The sequence below is a fragment of the Arthrobacter sp. DNA4 genome (assembly GCF_024362385.1).
Taxonomy (GTDB): Bacteria; Actinomycetota; Actinomycetes; order Actinomycetales; family Micrococcaceae; genus Arthrobacter.
The window spans coordinates 3,757,635-3,775,899 of sequence record NZ_CP101466.1 but is presented as its reverse complement, the minus strand read 5'-3'; the positions used below and the strand labels follow the sequence as shown (position 1 = coordinate 3,775,899).

Here is an 18,265-nt window from a genome sequence, read left to right as displayed (position 1 = left end):
CTACTATTTTGCTATGCGCACCCACCAGCTGGTTCTGCACTGGATCGAGGATCGTCTGTCAGCCGGCGACCTGGCCGTAGGCGGTAGGCTCCCGGCGGAGCGCGCGCTGGCAGAACAGCTCCAGGTCTCCCGGACCTCCGTGCGCGAGGCCATCCGGATTCTTGAAGCCATGGGCGTGGTGCGGTCCGGCGTTGGCTCCGGCCCGGATGCCGGGACAGTGGTGATTTCGGATCCCACCGCCGCCCTCGGCTCAGCCCTTCGGCTGCACGTGGCCACCCAGCACCTGCCCGTGGCGGACATTGTGGAAACGCGGGTCCTGCTGGAGTCCTGGGCCGCTGCGAGGGCCCGCCGGGACGCGCCGCAGCTTGACGATGCGGCCACGCTCCTGGCGGCGATGGATGCTCCGGAAGGCCTGCCCGTGGGGGAATTCCTGGCCCTCGATGTCCAGTTCCATCTGGCCCTGGCCAACGCCGCAGGCAATGCAGTGGTCAGCGCCATGATGGGCTCGCTCCGCGAATCCATCCAGGGGTACGCCGCGGAACTGACGGGGAACCTGCCGGACTGGAAGGCAACTGCCTCGCGCCTGCATGCCGAGCACCACGCCATCCTGGCTGCGGTCAGGAACGGCGACGGCGGCCGGGCGGCGGAGCTGGTGGCAGGCCATATCAAAGGGTTCTACAAAGAAGCCGGGCTGGGCAGGGATAACCCCGCCCAGCCCGGCGCAGTGGGCTAGCGGACCTCGATTTCCAGTTCCTGGAAGTCGTCCTCCGCGTGACGGCCCACGAGGATCCGGAAGGTGCCGCGCTCAAACTGCCAGCCGCCGTCGTAATGCGCGAAGGAGCGGGCCGGAATCCGGACCTCGACGCTCTCGGTGCCGCCGGGCGCCAGGTGCGTGCCCGCGTAGCCCGCCAGCCAGCGGACGGGCCGTTCCACAGCGGATTCGGTCCGGTCCAGGTACACCTGCACTACTTCACGGCCGGACCGGCTGCCGGTGTTGCGGACCGGAACGTGGACGACGACGTCGGAGCCGGCCGGGACCGACTCCCGTGCATGCGGGGCGCCGAGCTCGAACGTGGTGTAGCCCAGGCCGTAGCCGAAGGGAAGAGCCGGTGCGGCACCCCCGGCAGCCTGTTGCCTGAGCCACGCACGGTAGCCGATGTGAATGCCCTCGGAGTACACCACCTTGCCGTCCACCGGGGTGGTGTCCAGGACCGGGACGTCAGCCAGGGCTGCAGGCCAGGTGGTGGGAAGGCGGCCGCCCGGTTCTTCTGCACCCAGCAGGATGTCGGCGATGGCACGGCCGAATTCCTGGCCGCCAAACCAGCCCAGCAGGACGGCGCCCACCTTGTCCAGCCAGGGCATGAGGACGGGTGAGCCGGAGTTCACCACCACCACGGTGCGCGGGTTCACCGCCGCCACCGCTTCCACCAGCTGGTTCTGCCGGCCCGGAAGGTCCAGGTCCTTGCGGTCAAAGCCCTCGGATTCGATGGCCGCGCTGGTTCCCACCACCACCACCGCCACATCGGCGGTCCGGGCGGCCTCGACTGCGGCGTCGATCTCTGCCTGCGGGTCATCCACCACCGTTTCCTCGCCCAGGAGGATGGCCGTGAAGGGGATGGCCTGGTCCGCGGGGAGGTCGTACACGGCCTCGACGCGGACCGTGTCCCCGGCGGCGGTGGTGATGGGGTGGACGGTCTTGGGCGGGTCGAACAGGGCCGCGCCGAGCACGTCGGTGTCGTCCTCAAGCTCGCCATTGAACACCTCGTCACCATTCAGGGACAGCCGGACCCGGCCCACGGTGCCGATGCCCAGGTGGTGGATGCCGGCCGACGGCGCGGTCCACTCCGTTTCCATCCGGATGGCCGCTGCGCCCTCGGGGATGCCGATGCCAAACCAGATCAGGTGCGACGCCAGCCGGTCCTCCCCCGAGATGACGGACCCGTCGCCGGCCAGGAAGGTCACCCGCAGGCCGGGCACACCGGACACCGGATTATGCAGCGAGGTGCGGGGGAAAGCCTGCAGGCCCTCCGCCACCTTGGCGCCGCGCGCATAACTGACGCGGACACCTTCCGGAAGCGCCGCACGCAGGCCCTCAAGCGGTGAGATGTTCTGCTTGGGCATGACGGTGGCGCTGCCGCCGCCCTGGGTGCGGGCCTCCTCCGCGTTGTGGCCACTGATGGCGACGCTTGCCAGTGCCTGCGGATCCAGCGGCAGCAGGCCGTCCCTGTTGCGCACCAGGACAGCACCACGCACTGCCACTTCGCGGGCGACGGCGGCGGCATTCAAGGGTGCCGGCTGTTCCGTGGCGGCGGGGGAGACTCCGTCAAGCGACCCGACGCGGGCGGCGAGCCGCAGGATGCGGACCACCTTTTCAAGGATGGCGGACCTGCTCACGCGGCCGTCATTCACGGCCGCCAGCAGCTTGGGGCCCCAGTGGCCTGCCGGTCCCGGCATCTCCAGGTCCTGGTTGGCGTTGGCGGCTTCCACCGAGCGGACGCCGGTCCAGTCGGAGACGACGACGCCGTCAAAGCCCCATTCGGTGGACAGCGGCGTCTTCAGGAGCTCGTTTTCGCTGGCCGTGGTGCCATTAATGGAGTTGTAGGAGCTCATCACCAGCCAGGCGCGCGCCTCGGTGATGGCGTCCTCGAAGGCTGCAAGGTAGAGCTCGCGCAGGGGGCGCTCGTCCACCACAGAATTGGACGTGAAACGCTCGGTTTCAGCCTCATTGGCAATGTAGTGCTTGGGTGTTGCCCCTACGCCCATGGACTGGACGCCGGCAACGTACCCGGCCGCCATCGTGGCGGTCAGGCGCGGGTCCTCGCTCATGCATTCAAAGTGCCGGCCGCCCAACGGCGAACGGTGCAGGTTAATGGTGGGGCCCAGGACTGCGTGGACGCCCTTGCGGCGGGCCTCCTGGCCCAGGACCTGGCCATAGCGGCGCGCTGTTTCCACGCTCCAGGTTGCGGACAGTGCGGACGACGACGGCAGGGAAACAGAGTCGTGGCGCTCGTCGAAGTCCTCACCCCGGACGCCGGAGGGGCCGTCGGACATGACAACACGGGACAGGCCGATGGAGGGCAGGGCGTGTGTTGCCCAGACATCAGCGCCGGTCAGCAGCTGGATCTGTTCTTCGAGGGAGAGGCTTTCGGCCAGTTCAAGGATGCGTGCTTCTGCATCCGGCGAATCGGCGGCGGGAGCCGTGACGGCGGGGGAGAGTGTGGGATTCATTTACTTGACTCCTTTGATGCGGGTGACGAGGACGGCGCCGATGATGCCGACGACGGCTCCGCCGATGAAGAGGGCGGGGTAGCCGCCAAGGGTGATGACGGGGAAGGCGATGGCGGGTACCAGGGACTGGGGCAGGGCCTGGGCGATGTTGAAGACGCCGAAGGTCTTGGCGTTCTCGCTTTGGCTCCCGGGCAGGAGGTCCGCGATGAGGGCCACATCGACCGCTCCGAAGCAGCCAAGGCCCAGGCCGGCCAGGGCCTGTCCCACCAGGACCTGGTCCGTGGTGCTGCTGGTGGCGATGACAATCAGGCTTACCATCATGATGATGGCGGAGGCGATGACCATGGCCTTGCGCTTGCCGATCCGGTCGCTGATCCAACCGCCGGCGAGGCTGGTGACCACGGTGCCCGCGGAACTGACCAGGGTCGCCTGGAAAACGAGCCCTGGAACTGCGGTTTCTGCAACGTGGAGGTGGTCGGCGAAAAAGTACGGCAGGTACAGCAGCCCGGCGCAGTAGCCGACGTACACCAGGAACTTGGTGAACCAGGCCCAACCGAGGCCGGGGTAGGTGCGCGGGTTGAAGTAGAAGGAACCGGCAATTTCCTTCAGGTTGAGCGGGGCGGGCTTCTCCGTCAGCACGCGGTCCTTGAAGGTGAAGGCGAAGGCGAGGGTCACGGCGGTCCCTACCACGCCGGGGACTACCGCCATCTGGAAGGCGTTGTCGAACAGTTGGGCGAAGTACGCGGCGGCGACCAGGCCCACCGGCAGGGTCATCCCGATCAGTCCTGAGAGGCGGCCGCGCTCGGCGGGTGCCGTCTGGTCCGGAAGGGTGGCCACCAGGGCCGCCAGCGCTGCGTTGAAGCTGAGCTGCGCGATGACCCAGGCAACCATGACGCCGGTGACGTTGGTGGCGGACCCCAGCAGGACCAGGGATGCCAGGCCGATCAGGGAGCCGCCCACGATCCATGGCTTGCGCATGCCGAAGCGGGACGTTGTGCGGTCACTCAACCGGCCGAAGAAGGGGTTGGCCAGGAGCGCAATGAGGGCTCCGACGACGGCCACCAGGCTGAGCGCACCTGCACGCGTTTCCGGCGTGGTGATTTCTGAAACTTTGATGGCCAGCACCACCAGGGCCGGGGCCAGGACGGCCATCCAAAGCCCGGCGCTGGCGATCGGCATGCCGATGACGTAGGCGCGGGGTGTGCGGGTCGGCGCTCCAGCAGGAGCGGTTGTAACGGTGCTGGATGAGGTTCCGCCGGCAGGCAGTCCTGCGGAATCCTCGGTGATGGTCTTGATGGCCACGGTGCCTCCTGACAAAAAGCGACCCTCCGTTGGGCCGTGGGAATGATCGTAGCGATAAAAACCGAGTCTGACTAGATTTTCTGGAAAGTTGGTGAAATACACTGGCCTGATGCCTTCATCAAAGCCGCGCGGCCAGTACGCCAAGGGAGCGGAACGCCGCGAACAGATCATCCAGACGGCCACGGACGTTTTTGCTACTGAAGGTTTTGAAGGAACCGCCCTGAAGCGCGTGGCAGAGCTGGTGGGGGTCAGGGAAGCGACCCTCTTCCACTATTTCCGCGGCAAGCAGGAACTGCTGACGGCGGTCCTGGCCGAGCGGGACCGCCGTAGCCTCGCGGCAATGGATGCCGAGGAGGCGGGGCTGGCGCTGATGGTGCGCTCCGCGGAGCGGAACCGCCGTGAGCCCGGGCTTACCACCCTGTATGCCGTGGCATCAGCCACCGCCAATGACCCCGGGCACGATTCGCATGCCTACTTCAAGGAGCGCTACGCCGAGGTGGTTGACGTGCTGGCGGCAGACATTGAACGCCGCCAGTCTGCCGGGCAGGCGCGCTCGGACCTGCCCGCCGGCGACCTGGCCAAGCTGGTGGTGGCAGTCTCCGACGGCCTGCAGCTGCAGTGGCTCTACGACAAGAATGTGGATGTGGCCGACGGGCTGCGCGAGTTCATCGATGTGCTCCTGAAGCCGCCGCCTGCCTAGGTATCAGCCGTGGACCGTGCTGCGCGGCGCCTTTGCCGGGCCCGTGCTGGCCCGGACTTCCAGGCGCGGCTGGTAGCGGCCGCCGGGGGTGTCGTTCCCTTCCTTGCGGATCAGCGCCCGGAGCTGGTGCCATGCCTGCTCGCCCAGCTCGGTGATGGGGACGGCGCCGGTGGTCAGTGCCGGCGTCGTATATCTGGCAAAGGGGATGTCATCGAAGCCCGTCACCGAAATATCGCCGGGGACGTCCAGGCCCCGCTCATGGAGGCCGCTCATCAGGCCCATGGCCACCAGGTCATTAAACGCCAGGATTCCGGTGGCCCCGCTGGCCAGCACGGCATCCACGGCCCCATGCCCGGTGTCGAAGTCCGATCCGCCCTCCAGCATGGTGACGTCCACTTCGGGATGGGCTGCCTTGAATTTCTCCAGGCCTTTGAGCCGCATCTCATTGGAGGCGCTGCGGGGCGGCCCGGCCAGGAAGGCCAGACGGGTGTGGCCGAGTTCCACCAGGTGTTCGGCGATGTCCTGGACGCCCTGGCCGTAGTCCACCACCAGGCTGGGGACGTCCGGTGCCGTGGTGGTGCGGTTGATCAGCACCAGCGGGTGGAGCGAGGGTGCAATCTCTTCGAGTTCCGCGTCAGTCATGCGCGGGGCGCAGAGGACCAGTCCGTCGCAGCGCCGCCGCGCTTCACCCGCCAGGATGGATTCCTCGCTGGACACTTCGAATGAGTCCGCAATGAGGACCCGGTAGCCGTCCTGCGCCGCGGCCCGGCTCAGGCCGCGGAGGATCGCCTGGAAGGTGGGGTTGGCCAGGTCGGGGACCACGATGCCGATGGTGTCCGTCTTGCCCAGTGCCAGGCTGCGGCCCACCGGGTTGGGCTGGTACTTCAGCTCTGCGGCTGCCGCCCGGACCCTGGCCGCGATGTCCGGGTCCACGGTGAAGTTGCCGTTCATGACACGCGAAACGGTGGCATGGGAAACCCCCGCCTTGACGGCGACATCCGCGATGCCGATCCGGCCGCTTGCCGATTTCCTGGCCATAGGGAACCCTTCATTTGCGCCGTCGGCCGGCGCCCCCGGGAACGCTTGACGTCCGATGGGCCCGGCCTTCATGGCAGGTGCTTTGAAAGACAGCATATACGGGAGTGGGAAACCGCTTTCTATCCTTTTCCCGACCGTTTTCCCGGCGGAGGCACCGGAGCCGCAGGCGGCAGGCCTGGAAACCGCTTTCTTCCTTTTCTGGAAGTGGTTGACGGATCTGCCGACAGGTTGATAAAACTCTAATAGAGCAATGAGAAAACGCTTTCTCAGCCCTCCGCCACGGTGCAGCACAGTACCGCCGCCGGAACACCGCCGCCCCACCGCGGGACATGAGCTTTTTCGAAAGGGACCCCAATGGTCAACACAGCCGAGACCACGCCGGCCGCCGCTGCTTCAGAGGCCGGCAGTGCCGCCGGCGCTGAGACCGCTACCGCTGCAGGCACCGCCACCCGGAAAGGCGGGAAAGCCCGGATTGCCCTGATCGGCACCGGCGGCCGTTCCGAGATGTACATCCGTGCCATCTACGGCAAGCACGCTGACACCGCTGAGCTGGTGGCCTTCTCGGACGTGAACCCGGGACGCGTGGAGTTCTACCAGAAGCTCATCCAGGAACTGGGCGCGCCCGGGCCAGTGGCGTCGTTCGATCCCGCCCAGCTCACCGGTTTCGTCCAGGCGAACAACATCGACCGCATCATCGTCACCACGCCGGACTACACGCACGCCGACTACATCGTGGAGGGGCTCCGGGCCGGCGCGGACGTCGTCGTCGAAAAGCCCCTGACCATCGACGCCGAAAGCTGCCGCCGCATCGTCCAGGCCGTCCACGAGACCGGCCGCAACGTGGTGGTCACCTTCAACTACCGCTACTCGCCACGCAACAGCGCGCTCAAGGAAATCATCCAGAGCGGCGTGATCGGCAAGATCACCTCCATCGACTTCAGCTGGGTCCTGGACACCGTGCACGGCGCGGACTACTTCCGCCGCTGGCACCGCGAAAAGAAGAACTCCGGCGGCCTCCTCATCCACAAGGCGTCCCACCACTTCGACCTGGTCAACTGGTGGATCGACGACGTGCCCGAGCGGGTCTTCGCCTCCGGCGGCCTTAAGTTTTACGGCGACAAGAACGCCGCCGAGCGCGGCCTTGGCCCACGCCCGGAACGTGGAACGCCCGACGCCGATGCCCCCGCCGGCGCCAAGGACCCCTTCGCGCTTGACCTGAGGGAGGACGAGCGGCTCAAGGCCCTGTTCCTGGATAACGAACACTACGACGGCTACCGCCGCGACCAGGATGTCTTCACCGGCGGCATCACCATCGAGGACAACCTGGCCCTGGTGGTGGAATACCAGGGCGGACCGCGCCTGAGCTACTCACTGAATGCCCACAGCCCGTGGGAAGGCTACCGGGTGGCGGTCAACGGCACCGAAGGCCGCGCAGAACTTGAAGTGGTGGAACGTGCCGCCGTCCTGCACAGCACGGACAAGAAAACCGTGGTGGACCCGTCCGCAACCCCGGTTGAGGAAGAGGACGCCGTCCGCCGCAACGGCGAGCGCCTGGTGGTCCAGCGCCACTGGGAGGCCGCTTACGAGGTCCCGATCATCAACGGTGAGGGCGGCCATGGCGGCGGTGACGAGCTGCTCCTGTCGGATCTCTTCAACGGACCGGGCGAGGACCCCCTGGGCCGTCCGTCCGGCTACCTGGACGGGCTGCGTTCGGTGTCGGTGGGGATCGCCGGCAACCGCTCGCTTGAAACGTCCCTGCCCGTCCGGGTCGAGGACCTGGACCTCGGCGTCGACCTCCGCCGCGGCAAGTAAGGGAAAGACCATGAGGATTTTAGTCACCGGCGGTTCCGGCCGCCTGGGCCGCAGCGTGGTGGCCGGGCTGGCCCAGGCCGGCCATCACGTCATCTCGGTGGACCGCGAGGCCGTGCCCGCGGAACTGCTGCCGTCCGGCGTCGTGCAGGAAACCGCCGACCTGCTTGCCCCGGGTGAGGCGTTGCGGCTGATAGGGGCCTCAACGCCCGACGCCGTCATCCACCTTGCGGCGATCGCCGTACCGTTCAGTGCGCCCGAGGACGTCATCTTCGCCACCAACACCCGGCTAGCCTTCGCCGTCATCAGTGCGGCGACGGAGCTGGGCGTCCCCAAGGTGGTTACCGCCAGCAGCCCCACCGTCCTTGGTTACGGCTGCCCGGCCGGTTGGCTGCCGCCGTCACTCCCGCTGGACGAGCGCACGCCGCCAAAGCCCTGGAACGCGTACGCGCTGTCCAAGCACATTGCCGAACAAACCGTGCAGATGTTCGCCGCCGCCCAGGGGGAGAAGATCCGCTATGCAGCGTTCCGGCCCTGCTTTGTGATCTCGCCGGAAGAATGGGAAGGGGCCCCGACGCAGCAGGGGCACACCCTGGCCGAACGCCTCGCCGACCCCGCCCTCTCCGCGCCGGCCCTGTTCAACTATGTGGATGCGCGGGACGTGGCGGACTTCCTGGACGTGCTGCTGCAGAAGATGGAAGACATTCCCAACGGGGAAACCTTCTTCGTGGGGGCAGCCGACGCGCTCGCAACGGCGCCGCTCGCGGAGCTGATGCCCACCTTCCTCCCGGGAAGTGAGGCGTTGAGCTCCGGCCTGACCGGCACCAGCCCCGCTTTTTCCATAGCCAAGGCCCAGGAACTGCTGGGCTGGCAACCCAGGCGCAGCTGGCGCACCGAACTGAAGTCCACCCTCAACGACGAGGCCACTGCCCTGGTTACCGCCGGCGGCGGAGGCAAGGAGACACCATGAAATTCGACGGCGTACTGTTCTTCCCTGTCACCCCGTTCACGGCCGAAGGCGCCGTTGACGTGGAACTGCTCAAGGAACACATCGGCTCCCGGCTGCCCTTCGGCCCCGGCGGCGTGTTCCCCGCCTGCGGAACTGGCGAATTCCATGCCCTCAGCATCGAAGAGCTCCGCACCGTGGTGGCGGCCGCCGTGGAGGTTGTCGCCGGAAAAGTTCCCGTAGTGGCCGGTGCCGGCGGACCCTTGGGCCACGCGCTCGCCGCTGCCCGCGCCGCCGAGGAGGCCGGCGCGGACGCCCTCCTGGTACTCCCGCCGTACCTGGTGACCGGACCCACTGACGGGCTGGTGGCCTACATCGAGGCCGTGGCCAATGCCAGCAGCCTCCCGGTCATCGTCTACCACCGCGGCAACGCCAAATTCACGGCCGCATCCATGGCCAAGCTCGCTGCCAATCCGAAGGTCATCGGCTTCAAGGACGGCCTGGGCGATGTGGGCCTGGCCCAGGAGATCGTCTCCGCGGTAAGGGCCTCCGGTCGGGAAGACTTCGCGTTCTTCAACGGCCTGCTCACCGCCGAGCTGACGCAGGGCGCCTACCGGGGACTGGGCATCCCGCTCTACTCCTCGGCAGCGTTCGCCATGGCCCCGGAAATCGCCAAGGCCTACTACGACGCCTACGTATCCGGGGACGAGGACCGCCGCAACGCCCTGCTCGAGGGCTTTTACGCACCCCTCGTACGCCTCCGCGACCAGACCCCCGGGTTCGGCGTTTCCCTGATCAAGGCCGGCCTGCGCCTGGCCGGACTGCCGGTTGGATCCGTCCGGCCGCCGCTGGTGGATCCCAGCGAGGAGCAACTGGTTGAACTGAAAGCTATCCTCGCCAGGGGCCACGAGCTGGCCGGCCGCTGATGAGCGCCCCGGCGGCGGAAACCGTCCGCACCGTTCCCCGCATCACCGGGCTGACCACCCGGCTCCTCACCGTTCCGCTGCGCCGCAGCTGGGGCGTCGAGGCGCCGGAAAACCACGTGATCGCCACCGAGCTTTACACGGACGACGGCGGCACGGGCTTTGGCTTCTCCTGGACACCTACCATCGGCCCCCAGGCGGTCAAGGCGCTGCTGGACTGCGACATCGCCCCCTTTGTAACCGGCCTTCCGGCGAATCCGGAGACGGTGTGGGACGCGTTGTGGAAGCGGCTGCACGAGGCCGGCGGGGGCGGTCTCACCACGATCGCCATGGCGGGCGTGGATCTTGCCCTCTGGGATGTGCAGGCCCGCAGTGCCGGCACCTCGGTGACCGGCTTCATCGGCCAGCGGCAGGACTCGGTGGAGGTGTACGGCTCCGGGGTGAACCTGCACTACACCCTGGAGGAGCTCGTGGCGCAGACCGAACGCTGGGTCGCCGCAGGCCACCGCGCCGTGAAAATCAAGGTGGGCAAGCCGGACCTCCGCGAGGACGCAGAACGGGTCGCCGCCGTCCGCACCGTGCTGGGCCCTGACCGCCGGCTCATGATAGATGCGAACCAGAGGTGGGACCTGCCCACCACGCTCCGCGCCCTGGAGGTCCTCGCCGGGTACGGGCTGGACTGGCTGGAGGAACCCCTCCGCGCGGACGACCTCTGGGCCTACCGGAGGCTGCGGAAACACTCGCCGGTGCCCATAGCCTTGGGCGAAAACCTGCACACCATTTACCGGTTCCGCGATTTCATTGAGGCCGAGGCGGTGGACATTATCCAGCCCAACATCATCAGGGTGGGTGGCATCACCCCGTTCCGGCGGATCGTGGAGCTGGCACGGACCCACAGCATCAAGGTCATGCCGCACCTGCTGCCGGAACTGTCCGGGCAGCTGGCCCTGACCCTGGCGGAGCCCACCATGGTGGAGGACGTCGAGGAGGCATCCTTCGAGCAGCTTGGCCTCCTGGCTGGCCCGTCACCGGTCCGGTTCACCAACAGCAGGCTGGCGACGGTGGACCGGCAGGGGCTGGGGCTCCGCTTCCGGGACGCTCTGTAACCACTATTTTCCGTACGACGACGAACAGGTACCTGACGTGACAACTGCAACCCTTTCCCTGTCCGAGCTCACCGCTGCCGCCACGGAAGCCGCCAGGACCTCCGCCGCGGCGACCGACGCCGAACGCGCCGGCTGGCTGAAGGCGGTAGCGGACGCCCTGGATGCCAACGCCGCCGAGCTGGTGGACATCGCTGACGCCGAGACCAGCCTGGGGGCGCCGCGCCTCACGGGGGAGGTGGCCCGGACCACGGGGCAGCTGCGCCTGTTCGCCCGCGTGATTACCGAGGGCTCCTACCTGGAGGCCATCATCGACCACGCGGATCCGTCAGCCACCCCGCCAAAGCCGGACCTCCGCCGGATCCTCAAGCCCATCGGCCCGGTTGCCGTCTTCTCTGCATCAAACTTCCCGTTCGCCTTCTCCGTGGCCGGCGGAGACACCGCCTCAGCCCTCGCCGTCGGCTGCTCCGTGATCGTCAAGGCGCACTCCGGCCACCTGCGCCTGTCGGAGCGCACCGCTGAAATCGTGGCCGGGGCCCTGCGCGGCGCGGGCGCACCCGAGGGCCTGTTCGCGCTGGTCAGCGGCCGCGAGGTGGGCAGCGCCCTGGTTCAGGACCCTGCCATCAAGGCCGTGGGCTTCACCGGGTCCATTCCCGGCGGCCGTGCCCTGTTCGACCTTGCCACCTCACGCCCGGACCCCATCCCGTTCTACGGCGAGCTGGGCAGCCTGAACCCCGTGGTCATCACGGCGGCGGCACTTCAGGCGCGCTCCGCGGAACTTGCCGCGGGGCTGACCGGCTCCTTCACCCTCGGAGCGGGCCAGTTCTGCACCAAGCCCGGCCTCGTGTTCATACCCGCCGGGACGGGGTTCGCGGCACAAGTGGCGGAGGCCGCCAAGGACAAACCGGCGCACGGCATGCTGACCAGCAGGATCGCGGAAGCCTACCCCGAGGGGCTGCGCAGCTTCGCATCGGTGGAGGGCGTGGACGTGGTCAGCGGCAGCGTGGACCAGGACGCCGTGGCCAACGGCGCCGCTCCGGTGGCCTTTTGCACCAGTGCCGCCAAAGTCCTGGAAAACCCGGAGCAGCTGCTGGAGGAATGCTTCGGACCCACCACCATCCTCATCGAGTACAAGGACCGGGAGGAGCTGGCTGCCGTTCTGGCCAAGGTCCCCGGAAGCCTCACGGCAACGCTCCACAGCGAGCAGGGCGAGGATATAAAGGCCTTGGTGGAGCAGCTCTCCGGGCTGGCCGGACGCGTGCTGTTCGAAGGCTGGCCCACGGGCGTGGCCGTGAACTGGGCCCAGCAGCACGGCGGCCCCTACCCCGCCACCACGTCGCTGTTCACCTCGGTGGGTGCGACGGCGGTCCGCAGGTTCCAGCGCCCCGTGGCCTACCAGGACGCCCCGGAAAGCGTGCTGCACCCGGCACTGCGCGAGGACAACCCGCTGCGCATCCCGCGCCGGGTGGACGGGGAACTGCAGCTTCCTTAGCTAACGAAGAAAACCCCGGAGCCTTTCGGCTCCGGGGTTTTCTGCTGCCCGGGAAACTCGTTTACTACAGCTGCAGCGTCACCGGCCGCTCCAGCCCGTTGACGGTGCTTACGGGCCAGCGCGGGTCCACCGTCAGGACGCGGAGGCCGGACTCTGTCAGCTGGACGGTGTCTTCGATCTTGACGCCGGGGCCTGACGGGTTCCAGGTGAAGGCCTGGTCCAGCACCACAGTGTCGGTCACCGCAGACGTCACCCTGGGATCACGCCCCGCGTACCCGGCCGGTCCGCCCTGGTGATGCTGCTCCCACTGGTCCGCCCCGAAGCCGTGCCGGGCGTACGCTGCCTGGATTTCGGCAAAGATTCTGTCCAGGCGCGCCCCGGGGACCGTGGCATCGAAGATGTCCGCTTCCACGGCCGCGATACGGGCCTCGGCGTCGCGCTCTTTCGGGGTGCCGGCGTCGAACCTGATCCAGCGGGTGATGTTGGCCACCAGGCCGTCCCGGCGGGCGCACACCACGGCCATGGCACGACGGCCCAGCGGGGCGTGGGTGGCCAAAGGGTGCCGGAAATCGCTGCGGGAGCTGCCGTTGCACAGGAGTACCAGCGGCTCCGCGCCGGCCGCCACCACGCGGGCGGCCAGCGCCGAGACGAGTTCGAACTCGGTGGTCTCCGGGCGCGCTGCGGAAAGAACGTCCGTCATCATGGCAGCCAGCTCGGCGCTGAGCTGGGAGTACCGCGCGCTCTCGGCCGGGAGGAGCTGCTGGCGGGCAGCGCGCAGTTGCGCTGTGACGTCCGCTTCCGCGAGCGGCGGCCGGGAACTGCTTCCGAGGGCCGCGGCGGTCTGGTGCAGGTTGCCGTACCAGGGCACGGTGTGCAGGTTGACCTGGGCTGGAAGCTCTTCGGCCGCGATCCGCCCGGCCTCATTGTTGAACGTCACCAGGTGGTCGCCGTCGCGGTCCACCAGGAGGGCTGCGATGGGGTCGACGGCCAGGCTGACGTGCACGCGGCTGCCGTCCAGGTACCACGTCAGGGCAGTGTTGGAGGTCAGGAGCAGGGAGTCCCGCCCGGCCGCGTCCAGGATGTCCAGGACGCGGCGGCGCTTGATGGTGCGGTCCGTCCTTGAGCCCGGCGGCCGCCGTGCCTCCTTCGGGGGAGCGGCTGTGGTTGTTGTTTGCGTCATGACGGGTCCCCCTGTTGGTTAATTAGCGCTTCTACGTCGGCGGTGGCCAGGATTCCGTCGGCCACGAAAACGGTGATGTGCCGCCGTACCGGGTTTCCCGGCCGGGCCAAGACGGGACTGTCCCAGGCGAGCGACTGTCCCACGCCGGGGTAGCCCTCCACACGGACAAACCACGGGTCCGTGCAGCCTTCCGGGGCGACGAACACCAAGGTGACCGGCCCGCCGTCGAACCTTCCGGACCAAGCGAGCCAGCGCGTGACGCTGCCGTGGGTCTTTGACTCGCCGCTGCCGGCCTGCGTCCACACCGCCGCTTCCCCGCACGCCGGGAGGCGCCAGAAGAAGCCGCCGTAGCCGCCCTCGAAGCGGCCGTTGGAGCCCGGGCTGCCCAGGCTGACGGGCTTGTCCCCCGCGGGGGACAGGGCAAAGTCCACGGACAACCGCCAGATGGAAGGCGCGACGGCGGACCACGCCCAGGTGCGTTCCTCCACCAGGACGGGGGAGCCGTCGGGGCCGTTCCACTCCAGGGTCTCCTGGAGCCTGCCCTTTTGCCCGTCGCTGTCGTCGGTCTGCTGTGAAGCGGTGGCCGTGATGCTGCCGTGGTCCGGGCGCCAGATGTACTGCCCGGCCTCCCGCGTATAGGTGCGTCCGCCCCAGAAATTGACGCCGTCCACGTCCTGCAGTGCCACCCCAACACCCAGATGCCACACGTGGTCCAGCGGCATGTGGTCCGTGACCACAGTGCCGCCGAGGGTCCGGACAGGGTGCAGGTAGGGGCGCGGGGAGGATACGGCGCGGATGTGGCTGCCGTCCTGGTAGTCCGCCACCGGCCGGCCATCCAAGGCCAGCGCCCGGACCGGCGGGAGGGCCCCGGCCCACGGGACGCCAAGTTCGGCGAACGTTGCCTGTGACTTGATGGCGCGCCCGATCAGGTCGCTGATGCCCTGGATCACGGGGTGGGCGTCGTCGCCGTCGCCCTCCCAGAAGATGGATGCAGCATCAATCGGAGTAGCGCGGGGAGAGTGCGGATGGCTTCCAGCACTGCGGTGAAGGCGCCGGTGTCCTGCAGGGCGCACAGCAGGGGCGTCCCGGTGGCACGGGCGTCCAGCAGGTTCTCCAGCAGGTCGGTGCGGCCATATGTTTCCCGGCGCTCGCCGTCGGCGGTGGTGATGACCACCTCGTCCCGCGTATAGAACAGGGTGATGTCGCCCAGGGTTCCATGCACAGTGACGGTGGGATCCTGCTGTTCGGGGGCGCACAGCGTCAGCGCGCACAGCAGGGTGTTCCCACCGGCCGTGCGGACCCGGAGCACCGAGGTGTCGTCGCTCTCGGTGTCGTTGGCCCGGTAGAGGTCGGTTTCCACGGAGGCCACATCTGCAAGGGTGTGGGCGCCGGCGACATGGAGTGCAGTGGCAACGGCGTGGGCCAGCGCATTGGTTGCCACACCGTCCACCACATCGGTGCCGTCCAGGCTGCGCTTCCCGGCCCAGCGCGAGCGCTTGAAATAGGCCTTGGTCCGCAGCCACTGGCCGGTGGCGCTGATGCCCAGGACGGTGCCGATATCCCCGGCAGCCACCATCTCCGTGATGGCAGGCAACGCGTGGGACCCCAGGCTCTGGAAGCCCACCTGGACCAGCCGCCCATTCTCCCCGGCGACGGCAAGGACCTCTTCAAACTGTGCCAGGGACGCCACCGGCGGCTTCTCGATGTAGACGTCCATCCCGGCTTCCAGCGCGGCACAAGCCAGCGGGGCGTGGGTCTGGATGGGCGTGGCAATGATGACGACGTCGACACCCGGCTCGGCGGCAAGCAGTCCATCCAGGTCGGGGAACACAGCCACCGGGGCGGCCAGGGTGCCCGCCTGCGGCGGGTTGGGATCGGCGACGGCCACCAGTTCCAGGGCGCCGGCCTGTTCGAGCCGGGACAGGTTGGCAAGGTGGCGCTCGCCGAAGCCGTGCACGCCCACCAGGGCCACCCGCGGGACGGCTGTGGAAGCGGCCTGCTGGTGCGGCTGGTCCGCGGCGGCGGAGTGCTGTGTGGTCATGAGGGTCCTTGGGATGGGTTGTGGACGGGCCGGACGGCCAGGGTGTGGGCCAGGAAATCGAGTGCTTCGTCCTGCATGGGCCCGGTGAAGACATGCCCTCCGGGCCAGAGGGTGCCCGTGTACTTGTCTGTACCGGCGTGCAGGGATTCCAGCAGGTGGTGCGCCTGGCGCATCCCGTCCTCCGGGAAGAGTTCATCCGCCAGGGCGTATTGCACCAGGAACCGGGCGGCCGGTGATCTGCCGGTGAGTTCCGGCCAGTCACCAAGCTTCCACAGACCCGGAGTCTGCAGCAGCCAGGAGTGTGCGTCCAGGTAGGCGGGGAAGAGGGACTCGAAGGTGGTCATCATGCAGGTCACCACTGCGGCCCGGATACGGGGACTGAGGGCTGCCAGGGCCAGCGACCTGCCACCTCCGCCGGAGAACCCGATGCAGCCCAGGTTCTCCGGGTCGACCCCGGGCAGGGCTGCCAGGACCTCCATGGCGGCGAGGTCGTCGTACGCCACCATGCCGGCCAGGCTGGTGCCCAGCAGGCCTGCGGCCTTGGCCACGGTGTCCTCATGGAAGCCGGCGGCGGCATTGTATTGGTCCGCGTCAGTGGGTACGACGCCGTCCTCCCGCCACTGCGCGTGCCTCGCCGCCGCTGCGGAGGCGGTGCGCCACGGCGGCGTTGAGAGGTCAAACCTGCGGCTGCCCCAGGCGAAGGAGTCGTGGGCCAGCACAGCGAAACCGCGGCGGGCGATGTCCGTGGCCAGGGCGCGCCCGTCATAAAGCCCGGCACGGGCTGCGGCCGCAGACGGGTGGCTTTCCGGGAGGTCCACCAGCCGGTCCGCGCCGCCGAACTTGTTGCCGCCATGGCAGTGCAGTGCCAGGACGCCCGGCAGGGGACCGGGACGTCCAGCCGGCCGCACCAGCCAGCCCGTAGTCCGCGGCCCGAAACCCAACTGCCAGCTGAGCTGGGAGGTGGTGGCGCCGTCGTACGTTTCCTCCCAATGCACCCTGACCTCCGGCAGTGCACCCGCACCGGGTACGCCCAGCGCGTCCGAAAGCTCCTGCGCCGCGGCGGTTGAGGCCTGGTGGCGGGGGTTGCTTCTCACGTAGGCTTACCAGTCGTCGTAGCCGGCGATGGCGCTGGGCCGTGCTGGAGTCATGTGGCCCGGCTCCTTTCGGTAATGGTCCTGCCTGCTGCCGCCGTGGGCGTTACGGTCAGGCGAGGTTCTGGTTTACCTCGGAGATCATGCCCTTGGCCGCGTCGCGCGGAGAGATCTTCCCGAAGAGTACATCCGTGTTGTAACGGTTCAAAACTTCCATGGTTGCCGATGATCCCGCCGGGAACGGCTTGGGGGCCTGGACTTTAAGGGCGGCAATGCGGTCCAGGTAGGCGGCTTCCTTTTGCTGGGTTTCCTTCAGCAGGGGAGTGATGCCGGCCTTGAGTTCGGTGTTGGTAAGCATGCCGCGGTCGCTTTTGATCTTGGACGCTGCGTCCATGTTGTTGACCAGGTAGTTGATGAAGAGGGCGGCTTCCTTGGGCTGCGACGACTTGGACGAGATGGCGTACTCCATGGAGGAGCGGAGCCAGGCACCCGGCCTGCTGCTCTCGCCCGGCAGCTTTGCCATGACCAGGGGCGCGCCGGAGTAGGACGTCATCTGGTTGCTCCAGGAGATTTTCATGCCCTGCTTTCCCTGTCCCATCAGGGTCATCTCCGGCTGCGCGGACCCGTCCTCCACCGTCTGTGATGGGGAAGGGGCACCGCCGGTATCCATCAGCTTCTTGTTGAGCTCGAACCAGCGGGCAAGAGTGTCCTCGCTGATGCCCATTTTCTTCCCATCGTCGGTGTAGAGGTCCTCGCCGTTTTGGCGGGCCCAGACCGCAAGGAAAGAGTCGTTCGCCATGGGGGTGGTGCCAAAGGTGCCGGCGGGCGATTTCCGGGTGATCCCGGCGGCGATCCTTGCGTAGTCGTCCCAGGTCCACTTCTCGTCATCGGGCATGGGGACACCTGCCGCTTCAAACACCTTGGGGTCCAGGACCATTGACATGGAATTGACGCCTGCCGTGATGGTGTACTGCCTGCCATCGATCTTGCCCAGGTCCACGGTGCCTTCCGCGAACTTCGACGTATCGATCTGGCCTTTGACCTTGTCCAGGTCCAGCAGGACGCCGCGGCTGGCGTATTCGCTGGGATAAGCGCCGCTCATGGCGATGACATCCGGCGTAGTTCCACCTGCGATCTGTGTCGCCATTTTGTCCCAATAGGAGCTGTATTCCGTGTTTTCGCCCTGGACCTTGATGGTGGGGTTGGCGGCTTCGAAGGCTTTGATGACCTCCATGGTGGTTTTAGCCCTGGAGTCATTTCCCCACCAGGCGAACCGGATGGTGACGGGATCTTCCGCCGTCCCCACCTTTCCGGCCTGGGGACTGTTGCCGCAGCCGGTCAGGGCAATGGCAAGGGCGGCAATGGCGCCGGTGACTCCCATGGCGGATTTTCTGAGACCAAACTTCATTGTT

At 67.8% G+C, this 18,265-nt stretch carries 13 protein-coding genes and 1 pseudogene; 7 read left to right on the top strand and 7 right to left on the bottom strand.

The window, feature by feature from the left end:
* Nucleotides 1–13 precede the first annotated feature (13 nt).
* Nucleotides 14–733, top strand: a complete 720-nt coding sequence (locus NMQ03_RS17475) for a FadR/GntR family transcriptional regulator (RefSeq protein ID WP_255173236.1) — start codon at nucleotides 14–16, stop codon at nucleotides 731–733.
* On the opposite strand, the gene NMQ03_RS17470 is transcribed toward NMQ03_RS17475, so the two are convergent.
* Complete coding sequence (locus NMQ03_RS17470) at nucleotides 730–3,228, bottom strand: beta-glucosidase (protein ID WP_255173235.1); 2,499 nt, start codon at nucleotides 3,226–3,228, stop codon at nucleotides 730–732. The two genes, NMQ03_RS17475 and NMQ03_RS17470, sit on opposite strands and share 4 nt — an antisense overlap.
* Nucleotides 3,229–4,530, bottom strand: a complete 1,302-nt coding sequence (locus NMQ03_RS17465) for an MFS transporter (RefSeq protein ID WP_255173234.1) — start codon at nucleotides 4,528–4,530, stop codon at nucleotides 3,229–3,231.
* A gap of 109 nt (nucleotides 4,531–4,639) precedes the next feature.
* On the opposite strand from NMQ03_RS17465, the gene NMQ03_RS17460 reads away from it, so the two are divergent.
* On the top strand, nucleotides 4,640–5,230 hold the full coding sequence (locus NMQ03_RS17460) for a TetR/AcrR family transcriptional regulator (protein WP_255173233.1): 591 nt from the start codon (nucleotides 4,640–4,642) through the stop codon (nucleotides 5,228–5,230).
* A 3-nt stretch (nucleotides 5,231–5,233) separates the two neighbouring features.
* On the opposite strand, the gene NMQ03_RS17455 is transcribed toward NMQ03_RS17460, so the two are convergent.
* Nucleotides 5,234–6,268 (bottom strand): LacI family DNA-binding transcriptional regulator, encoded by a 1,035-nt coding sequence (locus NMQ03_RS17455; RefSeq protein ID WP_255173232.1) that lies wholly within the window; start codon nucleotides 6,266–6,268, stop codon nucleotides 5,234–5,236.
* 354 nt (nucleotides 6,269–6,622) lie between these two features.
* On the opposite strand from NMQ03_RS17455, the gene NMQ03_RS17450 reads away from it, so the two are divergent.
* Genes NMQ03_RS17450 through NMQ03_RS17430 form a run of 5 tightly spaced genes read left to right on the top strand, consistent with a single transcriptional unit; the run spans nucleotide 6,623 to nucleotide 12,541 of the window.
* Nucleotides 6,623–8,080, top strand: a complete 1,458-nt coding sequence (locus NMQ03_RS17450) for a Gfo/Idh/MocA family protein (protein ID WP_255173231.1) — start codon at nucleotides 6,623–6,625, stop codon at nucleotides 8,078–8,080.
* 10 nt (nucleotides 8,081–8,090) lie between these two features.
* On the top strand, nucleotides 8,091–9,047 hold the full coding sequence (locus NMQ03_RS17445; RefSeq protein WP_255173230.1) for an NAD(P)-dependent oxidoreductase: 957 nt from the start codon (nucleotides 8,091–8,093) through the stop codon (nucleotides 9,045–9,047).
* Nucleotides 9,044–9,949: a 5-dehydro-4-deoxyglucarate dehydratase gene (locus NMQ03_RS17440; protein WP_255173229.1), complete on the top strand. Its 906-nt coding sequence runs from the start codon at nucleotides 9,044–9,046 to the stop codon at nucleotides 9,947–9,949. Before NMQ03_RS17445 ends, NMQ03_RS17440 begins: the two co-directional genes overlap by 4 nt.
* Nucleotides 9,949–11,052, top strand: coding sequence for a mandelate racemase/muconate lactonizing enzyme family protein (locus tag NMQ03_RS17435; protein WP_255173228.1), 1,104 nt, complete (start codon nucleotides 9,949–9,951; stop codon nucleotides 11,050–11,052). Before NMQ03_RS17440 ends, NMQ03_RS17435 begins: the two co-directional genes overlap by 1 nt.
* Before the next feature lie 37 nt (nucleotides 11,053–11,089).
* Nucleotides 11,090–12,541 (top strand): aldehyde dehydrogenase (NADP(+)), encoded by a 1,452-nt coding sequence (locus NMQ03_RS17430; RefSeq protein WP_255173227.1) that lies wholly within the window; start codon nucleotides 11,090–11,092, stop codon nucleotides 12,539–12,541.
* Nucleotides 12,542–12,605: 64 nt separating this feature from the next.
* Here NMQ03_RS17430 and NMQ03_RS17425 read toward each other — a convergent pair whose 3' ends face one another.
* The 4 genes and pseudogenes from NMQ03_RS17425 to NMQ03_RS17410 all read right to left on the bottom strand — a co-directional run bounded on the left by NMQ03_RS17425 (nucleotide 12,606) and on the right by NMQ03_RS17410 (nucleotide 18,234).
* The gene (locus tag NMQ03_RS17425) at nucleotides 12,606–13,721 is read right to left on the bottom strand and encodes a Xaa-Pro peptidase family protein (protein ID WP_255173226.1); all 1,116 of its coding nucleotides are present in this window, start codon (nucleotides 13,719–13,721) and stop codon (nucleotides 12,606–12,608) included.
* Nucleotides 13,718–15,762 (bottom strand): annotated as a pseudogene (locus tag NMQ03_RS17420) (DUF6807 family protein). Before NMQ03_RS17420 ends, NMQ03_RS17425 begins: the two are co-directional and overlap by 4 nt.
* Entirely contained in the window at nucleotides 15,759–16,856 is a 1,098-nt protein-coding gene (locus NMQ03_RS17415) for an acetylxylan esterase (RefSeq protein WP_255173225.1), read from the bottom strand. Before NMQ03_RS17415 ends, NMQ03_RS17420 begins: the two are co-directional and overlap by 4 nt.
* Nucleotides 16,857–16,965: 109 nt before the next feature.
* The gene (locus NMQ03_RS17410; RefSeq protein WP_255173224.1) at nucleotides 16,966–18,234 is read right to left on the bottom strand and encodes an ABC transporter substrate-binding protein; all 1,269 of its coding nucleotides are present in this window, start codon (nucleotides 18,232–18,234) and stop codon (nucleotides 16,966–16,968) included.
* Nucleotides 18,235–18,265 lie beyond the last annotated feature (31 nt).